This window comes from Desulfocucumis palustris, from assembly GCF_002933875.1.
GTDB lineage: Bacteria > Bacillota > Desulfotomaculia > Desulfotomaculales > Desulfocucumaceae > Desulfocucumis > Desulfocucumis palustris.
In genome coordinates, this window is the sequence record NZ_BFAV01000141.1 from 1 (window position 1) to 21,143 (window position 21,143).

General features: G+C 51.5%; 18 protein-coding genes. All 18 read right to left on the bottom strand.

The annotated features are described in order from the left end of the window. Window positions 1-249: 249 nt before the first annotated feature. The 18 genes from spoIIGA to DCCM_RS12435 all read right to left on the bottom strand — a co-directional run bounded on the left by spoIIGA (window position 250) and on the right by DCCM_RS12435 (window position 21,097). Complete coding sequence (gene spoIIGA, locus DCCM_RS12350) at window positions 250-1,170, bottom strand: sigma-E processing peptidase SpoIIGA (protein WP_104372700.1); 921 nt, start codon at window positions 1,168-1,170, stop codon at window positions 250-252. Between the two features lie 492 nt (window positions 1,171-1,662). Continuing rightward, on the bottom strand, window positions 1,663-2,718 hold the full coding sequence (ftsZ, locus tag DCCM_RS12355) for a cell division protein FtsZ (RefSeq protein WP_104372701.1): 1,056 nt from the start codon (window positions 2,716-2,718) through the stop codon (window positions 1,663-1,665). Between the two features lie 193 nt (window positions 2,719-2,911). After that, the gene (ftsA, locus tag DCCM_RS12360) at window positions 2,912-4,126 is read right to left on the bottom strand and encodes a cell division protein FtsA (protein WP_165792141.1); all 1,215 of its coding nucleotides are present in this window, start codon (window positions 4,124-4,126) and stop codon (window positions 2,912-2,914) included. Between the two features lie 85 nt (window positions 4,127-4,211). Next, on the bottom strand, window positions 4,212-4,553 hold the full coding sequence (locus tag DCCM_RS12365) for a small basic family protein (RefSeq protein WP_104372703.1): 342 nt from the start codon (window positions 4,551-4,553) through the stop codon (window positions 4,212-4,214). Window positions 4,554-4,722: 169 nt separating this feature from the next. Beyond that, the gene (locus tag DCCM_RS12370) at window positions 4,723-5,418 is read right to left on the bottom strand and encodes a DUF881 domain-containing protein (protein ID WP_104372704.1); all 696 of its coding nucleotides are present in this window, start codon (window positions 5,416-5,418) and stop codon (window positions 4,723-4,725) included. Continuing rightward, a complete protein-coding gene (locus tag DCCM_RS12375; protein ID WP_104372705.1) occupies window positions 5,415-6,143 on the bottom strand; it encodes a DUF881 domain-containing protein in 729 nt (242 codons plus the stop codon). Before DCCM_RS12375 ends, DCCM_RS12370 begins: the two co-directional genes overlap by 4 nt. A 110-nt stretch (window positions 6,144-6,253) precedes the next feature. Continuing rightward, a complete protein-coding gene (locus DCCM_RS12380) occupies window positions 6,254-6,994 on the bottom strand; it encodes a cell division protein FtsQ/DivIB (RefSeq protein ID WP_104372706.1) in 741 nt (246 codons plus the stop codon). 511 nt (window positions 6,995-7,505) lie between these two features. After that, window positions 7,506-8,630, bottom strand: a complete 1,125-nt coding sequence (locus tag DCCM_RS12385; protein WP_104372707.1) for a HigA family addiction module antitoxin — start codon at window positions 8,628-8,630, stop codon at window positions 7,506-7,508. Beyond that, on the bottom strand, window positions 8,599-8,961 hold the full coding sequence (locus DCCM_RS12390; RefSeq protein ID WP_104372708.1) for a type II toxin-antitoxin system RelE/ParE family toxin: 363 nt from the start codon (window positions 8,959-8,961) through the stop codon (window positions 8,599-8,601). The genes DCCM_RS12385 and DCCM_RS12390 overlap by 32 nt, the downstream gene beginning before the upstream one ends. Window positions 8,962-9,279: 318 nt before the next feature. Beyond that, window positions 9,280-10,533 (bottom strand): UDP-N-acetylglucosamine 1-carboxyvinyltransferase, encoded by a 1,254-nt coding sequence (gene murA / locus DCCM_RS12395; RefSeq protein ID WP_104372709.1) that lies wholly within the window; start codon window positions 10,531-10,533, stop codon window positions 9,280-9,282. 16 nt (window positions 10,534-10,549) lie between these two features. Beyond that, window positions 10,550-11,461: a UDP-N-acetylmuramate dehydrogenase gene (gene murB, locus DCCM_RS12400; protein ID WP_104372710.1), complete on the bottom strand. Its 912-nt coding sequence runs from the start codon at window positions 11,459-11,461 to the stop codon at window positions 10,550-10,552. A 1-nt stretch (window position 11,462) separates the two neighbouring features. Beyond that, a complete protein-coding gene (gene murC / locus DCCM_RS12405) occupies window positions 11,463-12,884 on the bottom strand; it encodes a UDP-N-acetylmuramate--L-alanine ligase (RefSeq protein WP_104372804.1) in 1,422 nt (473 codons plus the stop codon). Window positions 12,885-13,168: 284 nt separating this feature from the next. Continuing rightward, window positions 13,169-14,311 carry an undecaprenyldiphospho-muramoylpentapeptide beta-N-acetylglucosaminyltransferase gene (murG, locus tag DCCM_RS12410; RefSeq protein ID WP_444979467.1) on the bottom strand — a complete coding sequence of 381 codons (1,143 nt, stop codon included), beginning with the start codon at window positions 14,309-14,311 and terminating at the stop codon, window positions 13,169-13,171. A 19-nt stretch (window positions 14,312-14,330) separates the two neighbouring features. Continuing rightward, window positions 14,331-15,437, bottom strand: a complete 1,107-nt coding sequence (gene ftsW, locus DCCM_RS12415; RefSeq protein WP_104372712.1) for a putative lipid II flippase FtsW — start codon at window positions 15,435-15,437, stop codon at window positions 14,331-14,333. Window positions 15,438-15,509: 72 nt separating this feature from the next. Further along, window positions 15,510-16,913, bottom strand: coding sequence for a UDP-N-acetylmuramoyl-L-alanine--D-glutamate ligase (gene murD / locus DCCM_RS12420; RefSeq protein ID WP_104372713.1), 1,404 nt, complete (start codon window positions 16,911-16,913; stop codon window positions 15,510-15,512). A gap of 124 nt (window positions 16,914-17,037) precedes the next feature. Further along, complete coding sequence (gene mraY, locus DCCM_RS12425) at window positions 17,038-18,030, bottom strand: phospho-N-acetylmuramoyl-pentapeptide-transferase (protein ID WP_104372714.1); 993 nt, start codon at window positions 18,028-18,030, stop codon at window positions 17,038-17,040. A gap of 119 nt (window positions 18,031-18,149) precedes the next feature. After that, window positions 18,150-19,526, bottom strand: coding sequence for a UDP-N-acetylmuramoyl-tripeptide--D-alanyl-D-alanine ligase (locus tag DCCM_RS12430; RefSeq protein WP_104372715.1), 1,377 nt, complete (start codon window positions 19,524-19,526; stop codon window positions 18,150-18,152). 74 nt (window positions 19,527-19,600) lie between these two features. Continuing rightward, window positions 19,601-21,097, bottom strand: a complete 1,497-nt coding sequence (locus DCCM_RS12435; protein ID WP_104372716.1) for a UDP-N-acetylmuramoyl-L-alanyl-D-glutamate--2,6-diaminopimelate ligase — start codon at window positions 21,095-21,097, stop codon at window positions 19,601-19,603. Window positions 21,098-21,143: the final 46 nt, after the last annotated feature.

Sequence of the window (21,143 nt, forward strand, 5' to 3'; positions counted from 1 at the left end):
ATTCCTCTGACCCGAAAGCCATGCTCCAAAGAGAGGTGTGTCCCCTAACCTTAGATAGAGGTGTGTCCCCTAACCTTAGATAGAGGTGTGTCCCCTTTCCTAAATTGCCTGTTTATCCCCGGCCTTCAAGGGCGGGGTCTTACAGGCTGTTAGCGAGATAAACACAGGCTAAAGCCGCCTCATGGTAATTACAATTACCCCGCCGGCCGGCGTCTCCAGATTCTTTTAAAAGCCGGTGCGCGTATAAAATCAAGCCGCGGGAACATTCTCAACCAAATCCGGATGCAGCAGGGCGCTGTATTGACGGCCGGGGTCCAGGCGGCTGTTATGAATTGCCAGAACAGTTTTTTCCACCCTTTTTATTTCCGAACCTGATTTTATTTCCAGGCAGTCGGGCCTTATACCAAGCAGCAGGCCCCTGTCATTGCCCAGAGATTTAAACGGTATCAGCCTCAGCCGCTCGTTCCACCGGGTACCGGCCATCACCGACACCACCGTCATGCCGTCCCGGTATTTCTCCATTGCCGCCTTTAAGGGATCAGGCAGAATATTTTTTAAAGCGCCATACTCCACCACCATGACAGGAACGCCGGAAACCGGGTCGGTAAGACTGTTACCCGTATCCACCAGCCCTTCCACCACCACTTTTTTACCCCATAAAATTATGGTTACAGGCATTTTGAGAGCATCTTTTTTGAGCCGGCCGCGCAACTGCCGGGGCACCGCCACGGAAGCCCCCAGCAAGACCAGAGCCGCCAAAATTAATCCCGGCCACAGATATCTGTCAACTACTTCTAAAACGTTTTTTACACCTTGATAATAGCCGCCCCGGTATATCAGGTAGGAAAATCCCATAACCGCGCCGCCCAGCAAAAAAGATCCCAGGTAGAAAAAACCCAGACAGGATAGGTAACGCCTTACCGGCAGGGGTAAAAAGGCCACCCCCACCATCAATAGCGATACGGCAATTTTTATAAAAAAGTAAAAATACCGCCCCGTACCCGGCAGAAACATTAAAACCGCGTACAAGCTGCCCAATCCGGCCGCAACCAGCAGGCGAATCCGGTTTCCCCGCACCCCGGCCAGCCTTCCGGAGGTCCGGAGAATTAGATAATTAACGGCCAGATTTCCTATAAAGACCTTATCCAGATATACCACATGTTCGCTCATTTTATATCCCCGCAGTCGCCTTCAGACAGTGGCGGCCCGCAAAACTCCGTTACCAGTATATGGCCGCTTTTAATTGAATATTACATTTTTGTTTTTTACAGCAAAAAAATAACCCTGCCTCATATTATACACGGCAGGGCTGGAATAAATTGTCAAAATAGTGTGGCGCCAACATTTTTATTTCACCGGGTCAACACTTTTTCAAATATCTGTAATTCAACCTGGGTGACAGCAAAATCCACAGGGGATGTCCACTATTTATTGGAGGGCCCTCTTTCGGGATCGATAATCTTCTGCTTTCCCCGGACGCTGTTCAGATTTTCCTTGCGATTGCCCTTTACTTCCCTTTGTTCCTTATTTTCCCGGGACATGCTTTTAAACCCCCTTTTTGCGCTAATATCCCCATTAAAAACGTCAATTAAACAAAAAACCTCTCCGTTCAGAGCTCACCCACCTTGCAAAGCTCTAACGGAAAGGTCTGTGTCAATATATTTACTTTCTTCTCAGGAATGCCGGTATATCAAGGTCGTCGTGGGAGCTGAAGGGCTTTATCACATCCACTTCCTGCTGTCTGGCCTTATCTTTCTTGCCCATCCGCTGGTCAAAGCCCGTGGCTATAACGGTGACCCTTACCTCATCCTCCATCCGCTCGTCAATAACCGCACCGAAGATAATATTGGCTTCCGGATCCGCCGCCTGGGAAATTATTTCCGCGGCTTCATTCACTTCAAACAATCCCAGGGAGGATCCGCCGGTTATGTTGAGTAAGACACCCCGGGCGCCTTCTATTGACGTTTCCAGCAGGGGACTTGATATGGCCAGGCGGGCCGCTTCCGTGGCGCGGTTTTCGCCGCTGGCGCTGCCTATGCCCATCAGGGCCGAACCTGTTTCCTTCATTATTGTTTTAACGTCTGCAAAATCCAAATTTATCAGGCCGGGCACGGCAATCAAGTCGGAGATGCCCTGTACGCCCTGCCTGAGCACATCATCCGCTATACGGAAAGCCTCCATGATGGATGTGTGCTTGTCAATCACCTGCAGCAGCCTGTCGTTGGGTATGGTAATGAGGGTGTCCACCTTTGCTTTCAGGTTTTGTATACCGGCGTCGGCCTGGGTCAGGCGCTTGCGGCCTTCAAAGGTGAAGGGCTTTGTTACCACGCCCACGGTAAGAGCGCCCATTTCCTTGGCCACCTCGGCCACCACCGGCGCCGCGCCTGTTCCGGTGCCGCCACCCATGCCGGCTGTTACAAAAACCATGTCAGCTCCCTTTAATGCCTGTATGATGTCATCCCGGCTCTCCTCCGCAGCCTTCTGACCGATATCCGGATTCGCACCGGCCCCCAGGCCCTTGGTCAGCTTCGCCCCTATCTGAATTTTAGTGTTTGTCTGGGATAGCTGTAATGCCTGGGCATCGGTATTAACTGAGATAAACTCGACACCTTTCAGGCCGGCAATGATCATTCTGTTAACGGCATTATTACCGCCGCCCCCCACTCCAATTACCTTTATATTGGCAAGCGGTTCCTGGTCGAGTTCAAAGTCAAGCATTAATTATCCTCCTCTGTAGATTATCAGCCTGGGAAGCCGCTCCTAAAAATGTCGCCTGGCAAATTAAGTCGGTGTCAAGTAACGATGCCGGGAGTTGTAAAACAGCGCCCTGTTATGGAAACCAGTTTACAGCCCCACATCTGACTACTGCCTGCCGACCACCGAATTTTCCATGCTTGTTTTTAACCGGCCTCTAATTTCTTTCCGAAGTCCTTAAATATTCTATTAGACTCTTCCATACACCCCTCTGCCGGCCTTCAGCGGAAGGGGGTTTCAGGTCGAATTCGTCTTTTTGAAGAAGGCCAACCGCCGCTGTACAGCAATAGCCCTCCGACACTTTGCCGTCCGGGCCGGGTATCCTGGTGCCCGCCAGTCTTACCGGCATATCCAGGTATTCAGCCGCGAATTTTTCCAACCCTCCCAGCGCCGCCCCGCCACCGGTTAAAACCACTCCACCGGGAAGGGCCGTATCCCCTGCTATTTCTTTAATGGCTATTTTCGCCATATCCAGTATCTCGGCAACCCTGGCTTCAATAATTTTTTGGGCAAATTCACAATCTATCCGGTGAGTGCCGGTACCGTTAATACCGGGCGCCTCAAGATTCTCAGGAGCAATTTTGATTTCAAGACCAATACGCTTTACTATTCCCCCGGCGGCCTCCAGGGTGGTTCGCAATCCCACCGCCAGGTCTCCGCTGATATGCTCTCCCCCCACGGGAAGCAGTTTAAAACCAAGCCGGCAACCGTAATTATACACGGTCAGCCCGGTGGCGACGGCTCCCAGGTCTAGCAGCGCCGTTCCCAGATGCATTTCCGGGGTGGTCATGGCCCCGCCGGCCGCCGCCAGGGTGGAAGGTACAAAGCCTGTGGGCTTCAAGGATATTCTGTTGAAAACATCAGTCAGTGAATTTATCAGTTTGCTGTCCACAGTCAGCAGTCTGGCAATTAATTTAAGGGTTTTAAATTTCATACCCAAAGGATTATTTACCCCGGCCAGAGAATCCACCACGTAATCCACGGGCATTACCTGCAAAATTTGTTTGCCGGCAGGAATATTCTTTGTGGCGGCAATCCCCTTTAGCCTGTCAAGATCCCCCTGATTCACCCTGCGGGTACCGGCGGCGGTAATTTTAACCTCAGCCGGTACAAACTCCACGGTGTAGCCGGTGAAACCGACCCTTACGGCGGGAACCTTGATTCCCGCTGATTTTTCCGCTTTTTGCAGCGCGTCTGCCACACACCGGGCAAGGCTTTCAGGATCGGTTATCACACCCCTGCGCATTCCCACCGTGGGACATGCCGCAACGGCCGCAGGTATGGAACTACCGGTAGCATAAGCAACCGCGGCAACCACGCTGGAATTTCCCACATCAATTCCGGCAGGGTTATATTTTCCTTTTTCGGCCAAGCCAGGCACCCTCCGCCTAAACTTTACTTAAAATGTAAAGTTCAACATAACCGTGATTTTCCCTTTATTGTGCAGTCAGAAAAATTTATTTTTTTAACAAATGTCGCCTTATTATGGCTAAATTTTGGAATAACCTGACTCCAAAAGCCACCACCGCCGCCAGGTAAAGATCTATTCCCAGTCTCTCCCCGAAAAAGGCAAGTCCGGCCGCCAGAAGGGTGTTGCTAAAAAATCCGGTTATAAATATCCTGTTGTCGTAATGATCTTCCATGGCCGCCCTGATTCCCCCAAAAACGGAGTCCAGGGCCGCCAAAGCGGCAACCGACAGATATTTGGCGTACGCCTGGGGTAAAGCAACCGGTAAATTAAGGCCTATAAGCACCCCCAAAACCAGCCCCGCTGCAGCCAATACAATTCCAATCCACACCGGAGGTCAACCCCTTTCAATGTCGGTGGATATAACTTCTACGTGTCGTTATCTCCTTGTTATTTAACAATTTCCCAGGGAAATGTCCTGTAATTAATCATCAAGCCAAGAGCTATTATATACCAACAACTGGTAAATATAAAACACAATTAAATAGACAAATTCCGACTCAACCTTTGGTGGTTTTGGCAAAATTCAATTTCAAGGAACCTGTATACGCGGGTATTTCAATCAATTCCCTGGTTTGTATGTCAACCTGGATGCCAAGATCCCTGAGATGCTCCACCTGACCATTCGGTATCTCCAATGCGCTTTTAAGCCTTTCTCCGTCGCCTATTGCCAGAACATGATATGGAGGTGTCAGTCTAGTTAGATTGACGTTAATAAATTGTCCGGCCAGCCTTATTTCTGAAGTAGAAATAATTCTCTGGCCGTCGACGGAAATAGCTTCTGCGTCGGCAACCCTCAATTCATTAACCAAACCAAGAATATCAATATCCTGGATGTCGGATAGTATTCCCATATTTTTTTCCAGGGGCGGATTATTTAAAATAATCTCCACTCCCGGCCCCTTCAGGGGTACAAAGCCGGCATAAATTCGGGCTTTTTCCAATTCATCTCCAATTGCGGCAACCGCCTGGCTTTGCCCCTTCCGGGCCTGGGTAAGCTTGTATTCCAAGTCATAAACTTCGTTTTCCAGCTTATCTATGTCCTTGTCCAACTGGTGTAGTTCCGCAGTCAATTCCTGTGCCCGATCCGAAGGTACCCCCTGCTCAATAAAGCGGTTGGTACGGAACTGAACGGCCAGCATTATGCCAATAATCAGAGCCACCACGGTAACAGAAATATAAAATGACCTGTTCACTGCCCCGCCTCCTTCTCATTGGCAGGCACGGCATATTCGAACCTTATGCTTCCTGAATAGGCGGGGATGGTAACCTGGGAAAGTTTTTTTATATTAACCTGAATACCCCAAAACTGAAGGTCTTCCACAACCCCTCTCCTCATCTTAAGGGAGTTTATCATGTTGTCCGGCTCGCCAATGGCTGTAATAACAAAGGGAGGAGTAAGCCTTTGGTTCTTATTGGTCAGTATTGTAGGCCCGGCGCAGCGGATTTCACTGTTACTCAACAGCCTTTGATTATTTATGGCCAGTGCTTCCGCCCCCGCTGCCTTTAATTCGTTCAACACCTTAAGCACGTCTCCATCATGCAGCACGTATAGATTGGAATCCTCGCCGGGCTGCACCGCCATATTACTGTCATTCATGGTGACTTCAACCCCTGGGCCAGTCAATTCGGAAAGACCTGCCTCGATCCGGTACAGCATTAATTTCTCTTTCATGTCCACCAATTCCGGGCCCGTGGCTGCCTTATCAAGATTTTCCCTTAAATCATTGGCTTTTTGCTGTAAGTCATCCCTCTTCTCCCGGGCCTCGTTAACCCTGGCCACAAGGGTCTGCGTCCTTTGCATTCCGGGATTATTCTGGGCATGCAGATCCCTGGTCACCCGGAATTGAACAGCCAGCAGCAAGCCCAGCACCAGGCCCACTACTATCAAAACTATTTGATAGCCTCTTGTTTTTACCATAATGTTTCACCACTATATTTCAAAATGCATGACCACCGGGGAGTCCCAATTAAAGAAAACGACACCGGCGCTATTTGATAATTTTTTGCTCCAGCCATAATGCCTCACTTTTACGGTTCCAAATATTGGACCACCGGTGATCCCACATAGGAGAGGTCCACATATTCTATTTTTTTGTTTTTGGCTTTTAATTCGTCAATTACCCTGGAGAGAAACATCGCTTTTTCGGAAACATCCTCCGGAGAACCCAGCCTGCATTGAATTCCGTCCAGGGTATACAGGCAGACATTGCCCTGCTCATTGATATTAACCTCGGATAGCTTGGGCAGCAGCTCTTCCGGCAGTTCCCGGACAACCCGCAGCGCCGTGTCCAGCCCCTGGCCTTTTAAAGGCTTGCCGGGAGAAGGAAGAACATACTTAATACCTGTAACCACAGGAAGGTTGCGGTCCGAAGGGGAACCTTTCTGGAGATAGACTCCCTCGGCATCCACTTGAATAAAACCCCCGGAGGAAGAAAACAGGGCCACAGGACTCCGCTCGGTTACTTTTATTAACACGGTGGCGGGCAGACGCCGCTCCAGTTCCACCGACTTTAACATGGGGATTATTTTTAATCGCTCCGATGCTTCTTTAAGGTTTATTTTAAAAATATTTTCTCCTGTATTTATACCGGAAACAGACAAAATTTTTTCCGTCGCCAGATAGTTATTACCTTCCACTGTCACGCCCCGCACCTCAAACAAAGGCGAGCGAAGCAAAATGTACAGCCCCAGCGTTACCAGGAAAACAAAAAAAACACTCTGCCACAGATTGTAGCCCCGCTTTTTGTTAGCCGTTCCCCAACCCGACAATATGTATATCCCCCCGGTTGCGCCAAAAGATATTTTTCCCTGTACCTATCAAATTCATTTCACCGGGCAGCCTTAAATTTTTTACCAAAACATTATTTAAACCATTATACCAACCCGAAGCAACTTGTCCAAGCCCACATGCAGTCGGCCACAAAAATGCCCCGCCGCCGGTTTCATAAAAATTTCAACGGCAAGAACCGTTTTCCTCCCGGATTAACCTTTAAGGCAGAAAACACCGGGTAAATATGAAACCCTTCACCTGTCATGTGTTGTGCGGGGTGGAAGAGCAGTCCAATTTGGTTTCCCCTTGACAAATCAAATCTGATTCTACCCGGGGAGAAACCAGGGAATAAAAAAAATATTATGCTGAAGCATAAGAAAAGGGAAGGTTTCCACCCGTTCCCCTTTTTTAAAAAATCCTGCAAAAAACCAAAAAATAAAATCGGGCTTAAACCCGATAATTTTAAAAGCTTTTAACACCATCTATTTACCCCTCTTTAAAAATATAATGTCATGCTTCCTCTGCCCATTTAAAATAGATCTTGAGGTTGTTTAAATGGCTGTAAGGAAGATGCTTGTCATGCTGGAGACGTCCCACTATTATGCCAGGTGCTATGCCAAGATGCTTTGCAAATCTCTCCACGGATATCGCACTAAATGAACCTTTATTTACAAAATCCTTATATTCAGAGGATGGTATTAAAGCTTCAGAAGCAAACCTATTTGCTTTTTCTTCTTCCGCTAATTTACCAGTAAACTCCAAGAAAACTTCACGTTTTTGATTCTGTAAAACGTGCCCTGCTTCATGAAAAAAAGTAAACCACAAATGATCATTTGTTTTATAACGCAAGCTTAACTGGATTACGGCCTTATCTGGATTGACCCAATATGCAGCTCCACATACTCTAGATTTTGGTAGTTCTGGAACAAAAACAACGGCAACACCGGCTTCGGCACAAATTTTTCTCATTTGGTTAATAAAGATTTCTGGTGGCTCATTTGTTATAGATCTAATTTCTTGAAGAGATCTTTTAAAAGCCGTTGAATTAAAAGAGTTACACTTAATATTCTGGGAGTCTATCTGTCCTTTTCTGATCCAGGCTGCTATAGCGCCTGATTCACTCTCAAATACATTAGACTTACGAAAAGCTAATTGCCGATTATCAAAAACCTTTTTCCATACTTCCTTCCATGCCTCGACAGTCGCCACACCAAAATAATTAAGCACTTCTTGGAGTTGCTCAATTATGTCGCTGCAACTTTTAACCCAACCGTGCTTAATCATTGCTTTTAAAGGTATTTCATTTAACCATTCTACTTGTAATTGTAATCTTTTTCTTTCTTCAATTTCTGCCAACTTTTCCCTATAATTTTGTTCTAAATTATTCCAAAAGTTAGCTGGGATACCTAAAACACGTTCTAGTTGCCGGGCTGTTTCTGAAGTTATTGCGGCTTTTCCTTTAATAATTTCATTGATCGTTTTTTTAGGTCTACCAGTTCTCTCTGCAAGCTCCGATTGTGTCATTCCCATTTTTTCAATTGTTTCCAATAAGGTCTCGCCTGGCGGCACAGCATAGTCTGGTTCATACGTTAAATAACCTGTACTATTTGCTCCTCCGTTTTTTCTTTTTACCATGATAATCCTCCACCCCATTTATCAGAATAGCAGTTATCTTACTTCTATCAATTCCGCCTGAGCCGTTTAGAGGAATCGGATCATGTGCTGGTTCAAAAACCAACCTAAAAGGTTGTTGTAGATCAACAGCAAATCGACCTTTACGCTCACCGGTTAATTCATGTAGTCTTGGCGGCGGCAAGTGACTGATATCTGATAAACTATCGGCAGCCTTTAATTCAGACAGCCTTTGACGCACCTTCTTTGCAATTTCCGGACCCCATTTTTTTATAGACTCCTGTTCTAAATTACATGCTTTCTGTAACTTAGCACAACTAAAGTATATATCCATTAGCATCTCCAGTCAAACATATTATTAACCCTAGGGGTTAATAATTTCTGATTATATCGTTACACAAATGCTAAAATGTGTCAATAAAAAAATGTTCAATTAATTGTAAATACACGGACGCCCTGACGTATGTTTAAATCCGCTGAACGCCTTATTCTACTGGTTTTTAACATGTACAAAGGTAGGAGGTAACAGGAGGTAAATGGAAGGGGAAATCAAGGAAATAATTGTTATGGCGTAGCCTGAAACTATTGATATTACTGCATTTTGATTAGACAATTACTCCTTGTCCCCCAAACATCCAAAAAAGAGTCCACATTAACTGTGCACCCTAATAATTCTTGCGCCCAAAGCGCTGTATTTTCTTTCCAGCCGTTCATAACCCCGGTCTATATGCTCTATGTGCTCCACCACGCTGCCGTTTTCGGCGGATAGGGCCGCCAGCACCAGCGCCGCCCCGGCCCGCAGGTCGGAGGCTTCCACCACTGCTCCGCTAAGCTTTGTCACCCCTTTTATTATGGCGATTTGCCCCTCCACTTTTATATCGGCGCCCATTCTCCTCAACTCGCTGACATGCTTGTAACGGTTTTCAAAAACCATTTCACTTATTATGCTGGTGCCGTCCGCCGCGGTCAGCAGCGCCATTATCTGTGGCTGCAAATCGGTGGGAAATCCGGGATAAAACAACGTCTTTATGTCAACGGCTAAAGGCCTGCCCCTGGAGGTGACCCTTAATGTATCATCGCCCACCGTGATTTGCGCCCCTGTTTCTTTCAGCTTGGCGATAAGCGATTCCACGTGCTCGGGAATTACATTGGCAACCGTTACGTCGCCCCCTGTAATGGCCGCCGCGATCATGTGCGTGCCGGCCTCAATGCGGTCGGGGATCACCGTATGTTCCGTGCCGCCCAGGGAAGCAACCCCTTTTATCTTTATAATATCGGTTCCCGCTCCCTTGACGTCGGCGCCCATTTTATTGAGAAAGTTTTGCAGGTCCACTATTTCCGGTTCCCTGGCGGCGTTTCTTATTATTGTGACGCCCTTGCCCAGCACCGCAGCCATCATTATGTTTTCCGTGGCGCCGACACTGGGCATATCCAGGTGGATTTCAGACCCCGCAAGACAATTTGCCTCGGCGGTAATGTAGCCGAACTTTTCCGTTATCCTGGCCCCCATGTTGGCCAGGCCCTTTAAATGCAGGTTCATTGGCCTTGACCCGATGTCGCAGCCCCCGGGGTGGCTGATGGTGATTTTTTTAAAACGGCTCAGCATTGGTCCCAGTACCAGGTTTGATGCCCGCATCTTCCTGGTCAGTTCTTCGCTTACATCCCAGCAGTTAATTGCGGCGGCATTCACCCTTACCGTGCTTCCCTCCCTGGTTACCCTGGCCCCCAGGTACTGCAGCACTTCAATCATTACTTCCACGTCTTTCAAAAGGGGAACCCCGTGTATGACACTCTCCCCCGGATTGAGCAGGGTGGCCGCCAATATCGGCAACGATGCGTTTTTACTGCCGCTTACGCTGATCTTGCCCTGCAGCCTATGCCCCCCCACAATCATAAATTTTGCCATATAAGTCACCTCCGCCTCAGTTGTCGCCCAATATCTGGACCTCAGTGACCAGTTGTATTCCGGACATTTGATTTACCCTGTTCCGGACGGTATTTATCAGGCTAACCACATCCATAGCGGTGGCTTCCCCCAGGTTGACAATAAAATTGGCATGTTTTAAGGATACCTGGGCGTCCCCGGCTGCAAGCCCCTTACATCCGGCCGACTCTATAAGCCGCCCCGCGGAGTCGCCGGGCGGGTTTTTAAAAACACTTCCGCCGTTCGGTAAATCGTAAGGTTGAGTTGTTCTCCTCCTGGTTAGAAAGTCGTTAATCTTTTCCCTGATAATCTCCGGAAGGCAGTATTCTCCCCGGAAGACAGCTTCTACCACAATATATTCGGAGTTTAACAAATTGCTTCTGCGGTAGCCGAAACCCAGCTCGGAAGCCTCGCGCTTAAAGATATTACCTTCCCGGTCAAGCAGCACAACCTCTTTAACCACTTTACTGACGGACGAACCATTGGCCCCGGCGTTCATCACCACAGCCCCGCCCACCGTGCCGGGTATTCCGGCCAGGAATTCAAACCCGCCGATACCCGCGTCGCAGGCCGCCGCGGAAAGCCGGCCCAGCTTTAACCCGGCCCCGGCGGTGATCATGCCGTCCCGCACATTGAGGGAGTCCATTCCGGCGCCCAATTTAACCACTAGGCCGCGGATGCCTCCGTCCCGCACCAGCAGGTTGGTGCCGGCGCCGATAACGGTCAGCGGCACGCTCCTGTCCCGGGTAAATTTTACAATTTGCCGCAAGTCCTCTATACCGTGCAAATCCACCATTATCTGGGCAGGGCCGCCGATGCGCCAGCTGGTATGCCGGCGCATCGGCTCCTCTTCCCAAATGGGGCTGGCTATTATTTCCCCCAAATCCCAGGCCAAACCCTTCGAAGGCATATTAGCTTCCCTCCACAGCCTGGAGCCTCTTTACCAAATCAATCCCCGCCGTCCATATATTTCCCGCGCCCATGGTCAGAATCAAATCCCCGGGCCGGACAAAATCCACCAGATAATTGACTATGTCTTCACGGGTGGGAAGATATGTCACCGGCCTGTTTTCGAAGTTTTCAATAGCTTCCGCAATAATCCGGCCGCTGACGCCTTCTATGGGCTGCTCGCCGGCGCTGTATATATCACTCAGTATTATCACGTCGGCATCGGAAAAGGCCGTGCCAAAACGTTCCCTCAATAAAGACGTCCGGGTATAACGATGGGGCTGGAACACCGATATAACCCTGCCCATGCCAACCTGCCGGGCCGCTCTCAGCGTAGCTTTAATTTCACTGGGATGGTGCGCGTAATCATCCACCACCCTTATGCCCCGCACCTCTCCCAGCACTTGAAACCTTCTTCCGGCGCCTCTGAATTTTTTCAGCGCCCCGGCTATATCAAAAAACTCCAGCCCCGCCCAGCGGGCCGCAGCCACCACCCCCAGGGCGTTGGACATGTTGTGGATTCCCGGCACCAGCAGTTCCAGCATACCCAGGAACTCGCCCCTGAAATACACTTCCGCCCGGGATACCGCCCCGTTCAAATAAATGTTCCGAAGGGTGTAATCCGCCTCCTGCCTGTGTACGCCGTAAAACATCCGGGGGCCTTTAAAATCCGCGGCCACTTCCCTCACCCCGGGGTCATCCAGGCACAATACAGCCATACCATCGGAGGGAATCTTGTTTATGAACCCCCTGAAGGCTTCTTTAATTTTCTCCACCGTACCGTAGTAATCAAGGTGGTCATCCTCCACATTGGTTATTATCGCCGCAGTGGGGTCCAGTTTTAGAAAAGAGCCGTCACTCTCGTCCGCCTCGGCAACCAGATATTCGCCCCGCCCCAGTTTGGCGTTACCGCCAATATCGTTCAATTCACCTCCAACCACAATGGTGGGGTCAAGGCTGTTGCTTTCCAACACCAGGGCCAGCATGGATGTGGTGGTGGTTTTCCCGTGGGCCCCGGCCACGGCTATGCCTCGCTGTCTCTTCATCAGCAGGGCCAGCAGTTCCGCCCGGTGGATAACCGGAATGCCCTTTCTTTCGGCCTGCAAAAGCTCCGGATTATCTTTTTTAATGGCGCTGGACACCACCACCATCTGCACATGGCCCACATTTTCCCCCCGGTGACCGGTGAAGCATACGGCACCCTGCTTTTCAAGCCGTTCGGTCACCTTGGTTCCGGCCAAATCCGATCCGCTGACATGGTGTCCAAGTTCCAGTAATATTCTTGCCAGGCCACTCATACCGGCTCCGCCGATTCCTATGAAGTGCACCCGTTCAGGTATAACGTGCAACTGCTTATCATCTCCTCCCGAAACGGTCTGCAGCATACTTTGGCAGGGAGACGCCGCACTTACAGGCAATCGTGCCTGCTTCCCCCGGCCCGGAAAAGAGCCGAAAGATAGGATATATTATGCGCAGTCCGGATAAGGTGTTACTGGCGACGCCTTCTCCCCCCGTCCTTTAGGGGCCGGGATTGACGCTTCGCCAAAATTTTGGGATTTAGTGGTAAAACATCCTACTTGTTTTTCAAAAAGCCTCCGGGTTCCCTTTGAAGGCATGTCCAACTGTTATATATGAACCCATAAAATGCCTTTTTTCAATAACATTTCTATCAATTATTGAGTATTATTTGCACACAGTCAAGTATATCCTCCAGTGCCCGGGGTTTTCCCATCCTTTTGCTGGATTCGGCCATACCGGCAAGCCTGGAAACATCCCCCAGCAACCGGCGGGCATTACTGAACAGTATGTCGCCACTCAAATCGGCATCCCTGATGACCAATGCCGCCCCGGTACTTTCCAGCGCCCGGGCGTTGTACTCCTGGTGATTGCCCGCCGCGTAGGGATACGGTATCAGAATGGCGGGCAATCCCAGCACGGTTAATTCCGCCAGTGTCGCCGCTCCCGCCCGGCAAATCACCAGGTCGCTGGCAGCCAGGGCGTCAGGCATATCGTACAGGTACGAAGTAATGGTAATATTCCCATTATTAGCCAACAATATACCGCTATTATCCAATCCCTCCATGAATTCCTTGTGCTGGCGAGGGCCGGTCACATGAAGAAAATGAACCTTCCCGGGTAAGCCGCAATGCCCGGCCCCTTCCCCGTGAAGACTTTTAAATAGCCCGGCCATGGCCCTGTTCAGGCTGCCGGCCCCCTGGCTGCCGCCAAAGGAAAGGACAAGCCGGGCTTCTTCGGGTATGCCCAGCTTGTCCCGGGATGCCCGCCGGTCTTTAAGCAATATCTCCGGACGCACCGGAAGCCCGGTAACCTTGGTCCGGGCCTTAGATGTAAAATACTTCTTTGAATCCTCAAAGGTGAGTGCAATATGGTCGACAAACCTGGCCAGAATCCTGTTGGTTATGCCCGGCAGCGCGTTCTGCTCATGAATAAGGGTGGGTATCCCGCAAAGGGAAGCCGCCAGCACCACCGGGCCGCAGACATACCCGCCGGTACCCACCACAGCGGCGGGACGAATCTGCCTAATATACCTCCAGGCCTGGGCGACTCCCCGGGCGGCCCGCCAGGCTACCTTAATATTGGATGGTGACAGGCTTCTTTTAAACCCCTCCAGATGTATGGGCAGAAAGGGAAAGCCGGATTTCGGCACTATATCCGATTCCATGCCCCTGGTGCCGCCTATGTAATGTATTTCGGCCCCGAACCGCTCCTCAAGTCCCCGGGCAATGGCCAGGGCAGGGTAGATATGCCCGCCCGTGCCTCCCCCGGTCACCACAAAACGCAAAGTACCCACACCTCTTCCCTTAACCCTTTTATTTTGGAGTAATATAGCGGGATATATTCAGCAAAACCCCCACGCCCATAAGGGTAAACACCAGTGATGTTCCCCCGAAGCTTAAAAAGGGGAGGGTGATGCCGGTGACGGGAAGCGTGCTGGTGACAACGCCCAGGTTAATTATGGCCTGCAGGCCTATACCCGACACTATGCCGGCCGCCAGAAGGCTTCCAAAGGAATCCGGGGCTGTGATGGCAATTTTAAAGCCCCTCCAGATAAACATGATAAACAGCAGAATCACCAGGGCGCCGCCGATAAAGCCCAGTTCCTCCCCAATTACGGCAAAAATAAAGTCCGTTTGCCTTTCCGGCAGGTATAAAAATTTGGAGTGGCGTCCCTGGCCAAGGCCCGTGCCCAGAAGCCCGCCGGAGCCGATGGACATGAGGGAATTGAGAATTTGCCAGCCGGCCCCCGAGGGGTCTTTTTGAGGATCCAGGAAAGCCATGAATCTATTATAACGGTATTCCTCGGAAAAGATTGCCGCCAGAACGGCCCCCACTCCCGCAGCACCTATTCCAATGATATGAGAAATCCTCACCCCGGCGGCAAACATCATCACGAATATGGTCGCCACCAGAGTCATCGCTGTTCCCAGGTCGGGCTCCTTCAGTATCAGCAGTCCGGCAGCCCCGGCCACCATTAGAAAGGGCAACATTCCCTCGGTAAAGCTCTGAATTTTATCCCTTTTCCGGGACAACCCGTAAGCGGTGAAAACAATAATGCAAAACTTCACCAGTTCCGAAGGCTGAAAGCTGTAAAAACCCAGGTTCAGCCAGCGCTGGGCGCCCAGCCTGGATTCACCCAGCGGGGTAAGTACCGCCAGCAGCAGCACGAACCCGGTTATCAATAAATATTTGGCCCATCTTTTAAGCTCATGGTAATCATATTTAACCATCAGGCCCATAATAAACACGCCGATTACCGCGTGCACAAGCTGCCGCAGCAAAAAGTGAAAGGGATTGTTAAAGGGGGGAAACATGGCGTAATAACTGCTGGAACTGAAAACCATCACTATGCCGACGCTCAAAAGCATCATTACGGTTATAAAAAGTATGAAATCAGGTGATTTTTTCTTGGCCATCATTTTCTTCCACCCCCAAAAACCGCCTGTGGACAGCCTGGTATCCCGTGGAAAGCCGTCCCCGCGGCGCTCTTTTTAGCCGTCCGATGACGCCGGACCCGGAGCGGCAAGATCCGCACACCCTTCCGCCAGCCGGCGCACAATTTCTTTGAAATAATTTCCCCGCTCTTCATAGCTGTTGAACATATCCCAGCTGGCACAGGCCGGGGACAGCAGCACCACTTCCCCGGGTCCGGCCGCCCGGTGGGCCAGGATGACCGCCTCCCTGAAGTCGCCGGCGCGAAGTATATTTTTTATACCGGCTTCCCGGGCCGCTTTCTCCATCTCCCCGGCGCATTGCCCCAGCACCACCATGACCCTGGTTGTTTCCGCAGCCTTGCGGGTAAACTGGCTGAAATCATTGCCCTTGTTTTTCCCACCGGCTATAAGCACCAGCGGCTGCCGGTAGGCTTCCACGGCTTTAATGCTGGCATCCGGATTGGTACCCTTGGAATCGTTGATATATTTGACCCCGTTAATTTCCGCCACAAATTCCAGCCTGTGCTCAACCCCTTTAAAACTTTCCAGGGTGCGGGCCAGGCTTTGGGGAGAAACCCCCAGGACACAGGCACAGGCCACCGCCGCCAGGGCGTTTTCCAGGTTATGGCCGCCGGGAATCTGCAGCTTGTCCTTGCCCAGCACTTCTATTTCCCGGCCGGAGAAGGAAATAACAATATTGCCTTCCCTTACATAAACCCCTTCTTCTAAAATATGCCTGCCGCTGAAAAATATTACTTTTCCTTTGGTCATTGCGGACATCGACCGGGTAAGCGGGTCGTCATAATTAAGAACGGTGTAATCCTCCCGGCCCTGGTTGGAAAAAATAAGTCCCTTGGCTTTTTTATAGCCCTCCATGTCGCCATGCCTGTCCAGATGGTCGGGGGTTATATTCAACAGGGCAGCCACCCTGGGCCTGAAGCTGCGAACCGTTTCCAGCTGAAAGCTGGAAACCTCGGCGACGATTATATCACCGGAACCGTAATTTTCCACCCGGTCAATCAGGGGAATTCCTATATTGCCGGCCACCAGGGTATTATAGCCGGCATCCCTGAACATTTCCCCCACCAGGGTGGTGGTGGTGGTCTTGCCGTTGGTGCCGGTAATGGCCACCATGGGGGCCGCGGCGTAGCCAAAGGCCAGTTCCAGTTCACCCAGCACGGGAATGCCCAGGCATCCGGCCTGCCGCACCGGAGTGATGGTGGGAGGCACCCCGGGGCTTATTACCAGAAAATCAAAGTCATCCCGGTTTATTTGCGGATATTCTCCCAGCTCAAGCTTAACCCCGGCTTTTTCCAGACCGTCCGGGGAGCCTTTAAAATCTTCACGCTTCTTGCCGTCGGTCAGGGTCACCAGGGCACCCTTGCGATTTAAAAATCCGGCAGTTGACAGACCGGTCTTGCCGGCGCCAACCACCAGCACCTTTTTATTTTTCACTTCCACAGCTTCTTGCTCCTTTGAGATTGACTTACTGCAAAATCCCGGCGTATAAGCAAATTTACAATATAAGGTTGCAATCCGCGGGAAACGGCATCCCGCAACCGTACAGGCAAACTACACTTGTTAACTAACCCAGGCGATACAAACCCGCAATGCCCAGCACCGAAAATACCAGGGTAATGGCGGTGAATGTCAATACAATCCTGTTTTCGCTCCAATTGCCCAGCTCAAAATGATGGTGCAGGGGGCTCATGCGAAAAACCCTGCGGTGAAACACCTGAAAGGAAAAAACCTGGATAATTACCGAAAGCGCCTCAGCCACATATATAATACCGATAATAATAAGAAACAGCTCGCTGCGGGTTATGATGGCAGCGGCTCCCAGCGCCCCCCCCAGGGCCAGTGAACCCGTATCCCCCATGAATACCCTGGCCGGATGACGGTTATACAGCAAAAAACCCATGCAGCCTCCGGCCACCGAAGCCATTACAAGAGCCACCCCGGTTTTGCCCGCCATCAGTGAAATAAGCAAAAAGGCAACCGCTACAATGGCTGTTACCCCTGCGGCAAGCCCGTCCAGCCCATCCGTCAGGTTTACACCGTTGGTGGCGGACAAAATCACCAGCACCGCGAATAACATATAACCCCAAAATCCCAGGTCTATGGAAACGCCTCCCGGAGCGAATAAACCGCTGAAAGGGATAATCACATCGGTTCCCCGCCCCAGGGTTGATACGGACAGCAGCGCCAGCAGCAAACCCACCAGCACCTGGCCTGTTATTTTTTCCCTGGCCCTTAGCCCCAGGGGTCTCTTGAGGGCAATTTTGATGAAATCGTCAAGAAAACCTATAAAGCCTATACCAAGGGTGGTGGCCAGCACCAGAAACCCGTCCGGGTGGCGAAGGGATAGAATCCCGCCGGCCACGGCTATCCCCGCCAAAAACATCACCCCGCCCATGGTGGGTGTCCCGGTTTTCGCCAGATGGCTGGCGGGGCCGTCGTCACGCACGTTTTGCCCGAATTTCAGCCTTTTAAGAACAGGAATCACCAGAGGGCCCAGCAGGGCCGTTACAGCAAAGGAGATCGCCAGTGATTCCAGAATAATCAGAGTTTCTGGCATTATTAATCCGGAATTGTTCCGGTCACCCCCATCTCACCATATCTTAATATTTTAACGCCGGTAAATAATTCACCCCAACAGCTTATGCCTGCCCGGGCCAGAAGTTTCCATAAATCCTTTCAATCAGCGCGCAGCCCCCTGACAATTTCCTCCATGCGCATGGAGCGGGAGCCCTTTACCAGCACCGCGTCTCCCGGCCGGAGTATTCCCTTCAGGCAGATAAGCGCGTCGCCGCTATAATTAAAATGCAGGGTTCTGTCTTTTTGCAGCCCCGCTGCCAGGCCCCCCCGGTTAATATGCCCGGAGAGTTCACCCACGGTTAAAAGATAGTCCACACCCATGGCCGCGGCGGCTTCACCTATCTCCCGGTGAGCCTCTTGGGCCCTGTCCCCCAATTCCAGCATGTCTGCCAGAACCGCAATCCTGCGGCCTTTTACCGGAATTTCAGCCAAAACCTGCAGGGCCGCCTTCATGGAAAAGGGATTGGCGTTATAGGTATCATTAATAATTTTCACGCCCCCGGCATCCAGAATTTCCAGGCGCATGGCCGTAAGGGCCGCGCTCTCCAGACCCCGGGCGATTTGCTCGCCGTTAAGCTCCATTTTCTGCCCCACCGCCACAGCCGCCAGGGCGTTAATAACATTATGCCTTCCGGGCAGAGGAACGAAAAATTCCATATCCCCCCGGGGCGTTGCCGCCAGAAAACGGTTGCCGCTTCCCTCCGGCCGCACCTCCCGGGGATAAAAGTCCATATCTTTCCCCTCACCGAAAAAAAGTACGCTGCCCCGGCACCTTTTGGCCTGCTCCCTGATATGCGGACTGTCTCCGTGCAGTACCGCAAAGCCCGCCGGGGGAATATGGTCCAGCAGCTCCCCCTTGGCCCGGGCGATATTTTCCACGCTGCCCAGCCGCTCCAGGTGCGCCTCGCCGATATTGGTTATAACTCCGGCGCCGGGCAGGGCTATGTGGCAGAGCCGGTCTATTTCACCCGGACCCCGCATGGCCATTTCAACCACCGCCGCCCGGTGTTCCCCGGATATTTGCAGCAGGGTAAGCGGGAGTCCTATCTCATTGTTGAAATTGCCTTCTGTTTTCAGGGTTTTATATTTTGTGGAAAGCACCGAGTGAATCAAATCCCTGGTGCTGGTCTTTCCCGAGCTTCCGGTAACGCCAATTACCGGAACGCCGGATTTTTCACGGTTGTGCCGGGCAAGGTCCTGCAGGGCGGCCAGTGAGTCGCGGACTAAAAGGCAGGGAACCCCCCCGGGCAGCCCGGGCACCTCCCTTTCCACCACCGCGCCGGCGGCCCCGGCTAAAAAAGCCGCCTGAACAAAGTTGTGCCCGTCAAAATTTTCTCCGGACAGGGCGAAAAAAAGCTCACCCTTATTCAACTTCCTGGAATCGGTGGATACGGCGGCAACCAGCCCCGTTCCATTCCCACCCCTTACTTCCGCCCCAATAACGCCGGCGATATTATCCAGGGAAAGGGGTAGCATAGTCTCACCTCTATCTTTAAGCGTCTTTGCAACAATTGCCTTTAACCGCGGCGGCTTTGTGTTCCGGCCCCGGTTTATGAAAGCGGGCCTTTTTGCATCCTGTCCTCAATAAAGCGGGCCGCTTCCTCCCGGTCGTCAAAATGGTGCCTGGTATCCCCTATGATTTGATAATCCTCGTGCCCCTTGCCGGCAATTACCACCACATCCCCGGATTTGGCGCCGAATATGGCTTTTTTTATGGCGGCCCGGCGGTCGGGCTCCACATCGTAACTTGCCCCCCCCGGCATCTGGTGAATACCTTCTTTGATATCCTCAATTATTCTTAACGGGTCCTCGGTGCGGGGATTATCCGAGGTGACTATGGCCAGGTCGCTGAGCCGCACCGCTATTTCACCCATCATGGGTCTTTTTTGCCTGTCCCGGTCCCCGCCGCAACCGAAAACGGTGATCAGTCTTCCCCGGGTGATTTCCCTGGCTGTTTGCAGTATGTTTTCCAGTCCGTCCGGGGTGTGGGCATAATCCACTATAACCGTGAAATCCTGCCCTTTCCGCACCGCCTCAAAACGCCCGGCAACACCGTCCACCCCTTCCAGGGAAGCCTTTATCCGCTCCGGGGAAAAGCCCCGGACCACTCCCAGGCTGTAGGCGGCCAGGGCGTTGTACACGTTGAACATCCCGGTAAGCTTTAAATTGAGCCTAATTTCGGTTTCCTTGCCCCGGGCGGTGAAGGAAACACCGCCGGAGGCAATTTCAATATCTCCGGCGGTTATATCCGCCTTGCTCCTGATTCCATAGGTGACCACCGGCACCCCGGTAACCGCGATTATTTCCCCGGCCCTGGGATCGTCCGCGTTTATCACGGCAAATTTGCGCTGTCCCTTGGAACCGGACCCCAGGCCGGAAAAAAGCGCCGCCTTGACCGCCAGATAATCGTCCATGTCCCGGTGAAAATCCAGATGATCCCTGGTGAGGTTGGTAAACACGGCCACGTCATATTCTACCCCGGCCACCCGCTTCAGGGCAAGGGCGTGGGAACTTACCTCCATAACCACGGCCCCCACCCCTTCCCCGGCCATCTCCCCCAGCAGGGCCTGCAGGTCGGCGGACTCCGGGGTGGTGTGACTTACTGCCACGGTCCTGTCCCCTACGCGGTTGGCTATGGTCCCGATCAAGCCTGTTTTAATGCCGGCCCCCCGGTAAATGGCGTCGATGAGGCTGGTGGTGGTTGTTTTTCCATTGGTCCCGGTGACTCCTATCATCTCCAGCTTCCCGGAGGGATGGCGGTAAAGGGAAGCAGCCAGCAGGGCCAGGGCCGGCCTGCTCTGTTTGACCCTGACCACCGTTACTCCCTCCGGCACCGGCACGTCCTTTTCCAGCACCAGCGCCACAGCCCCCGCCTTTACGGCCCTTTCCAGAAATATATGGCCGTCCGTTTTAAAGCCTTCCACCGCCACAAATACGTACCCGGGCTGAACTTTCCGGGAATCATAAGCTATTCCTTTAATTTCCGGATCATTTTCGCCGTGAATATACTCTATTTTTATATCCTTTATAAGGGTACTTAATAGCACTAAAGGGCCCCCTCATATACATTTCTTTCCATAATTATATCCAGTA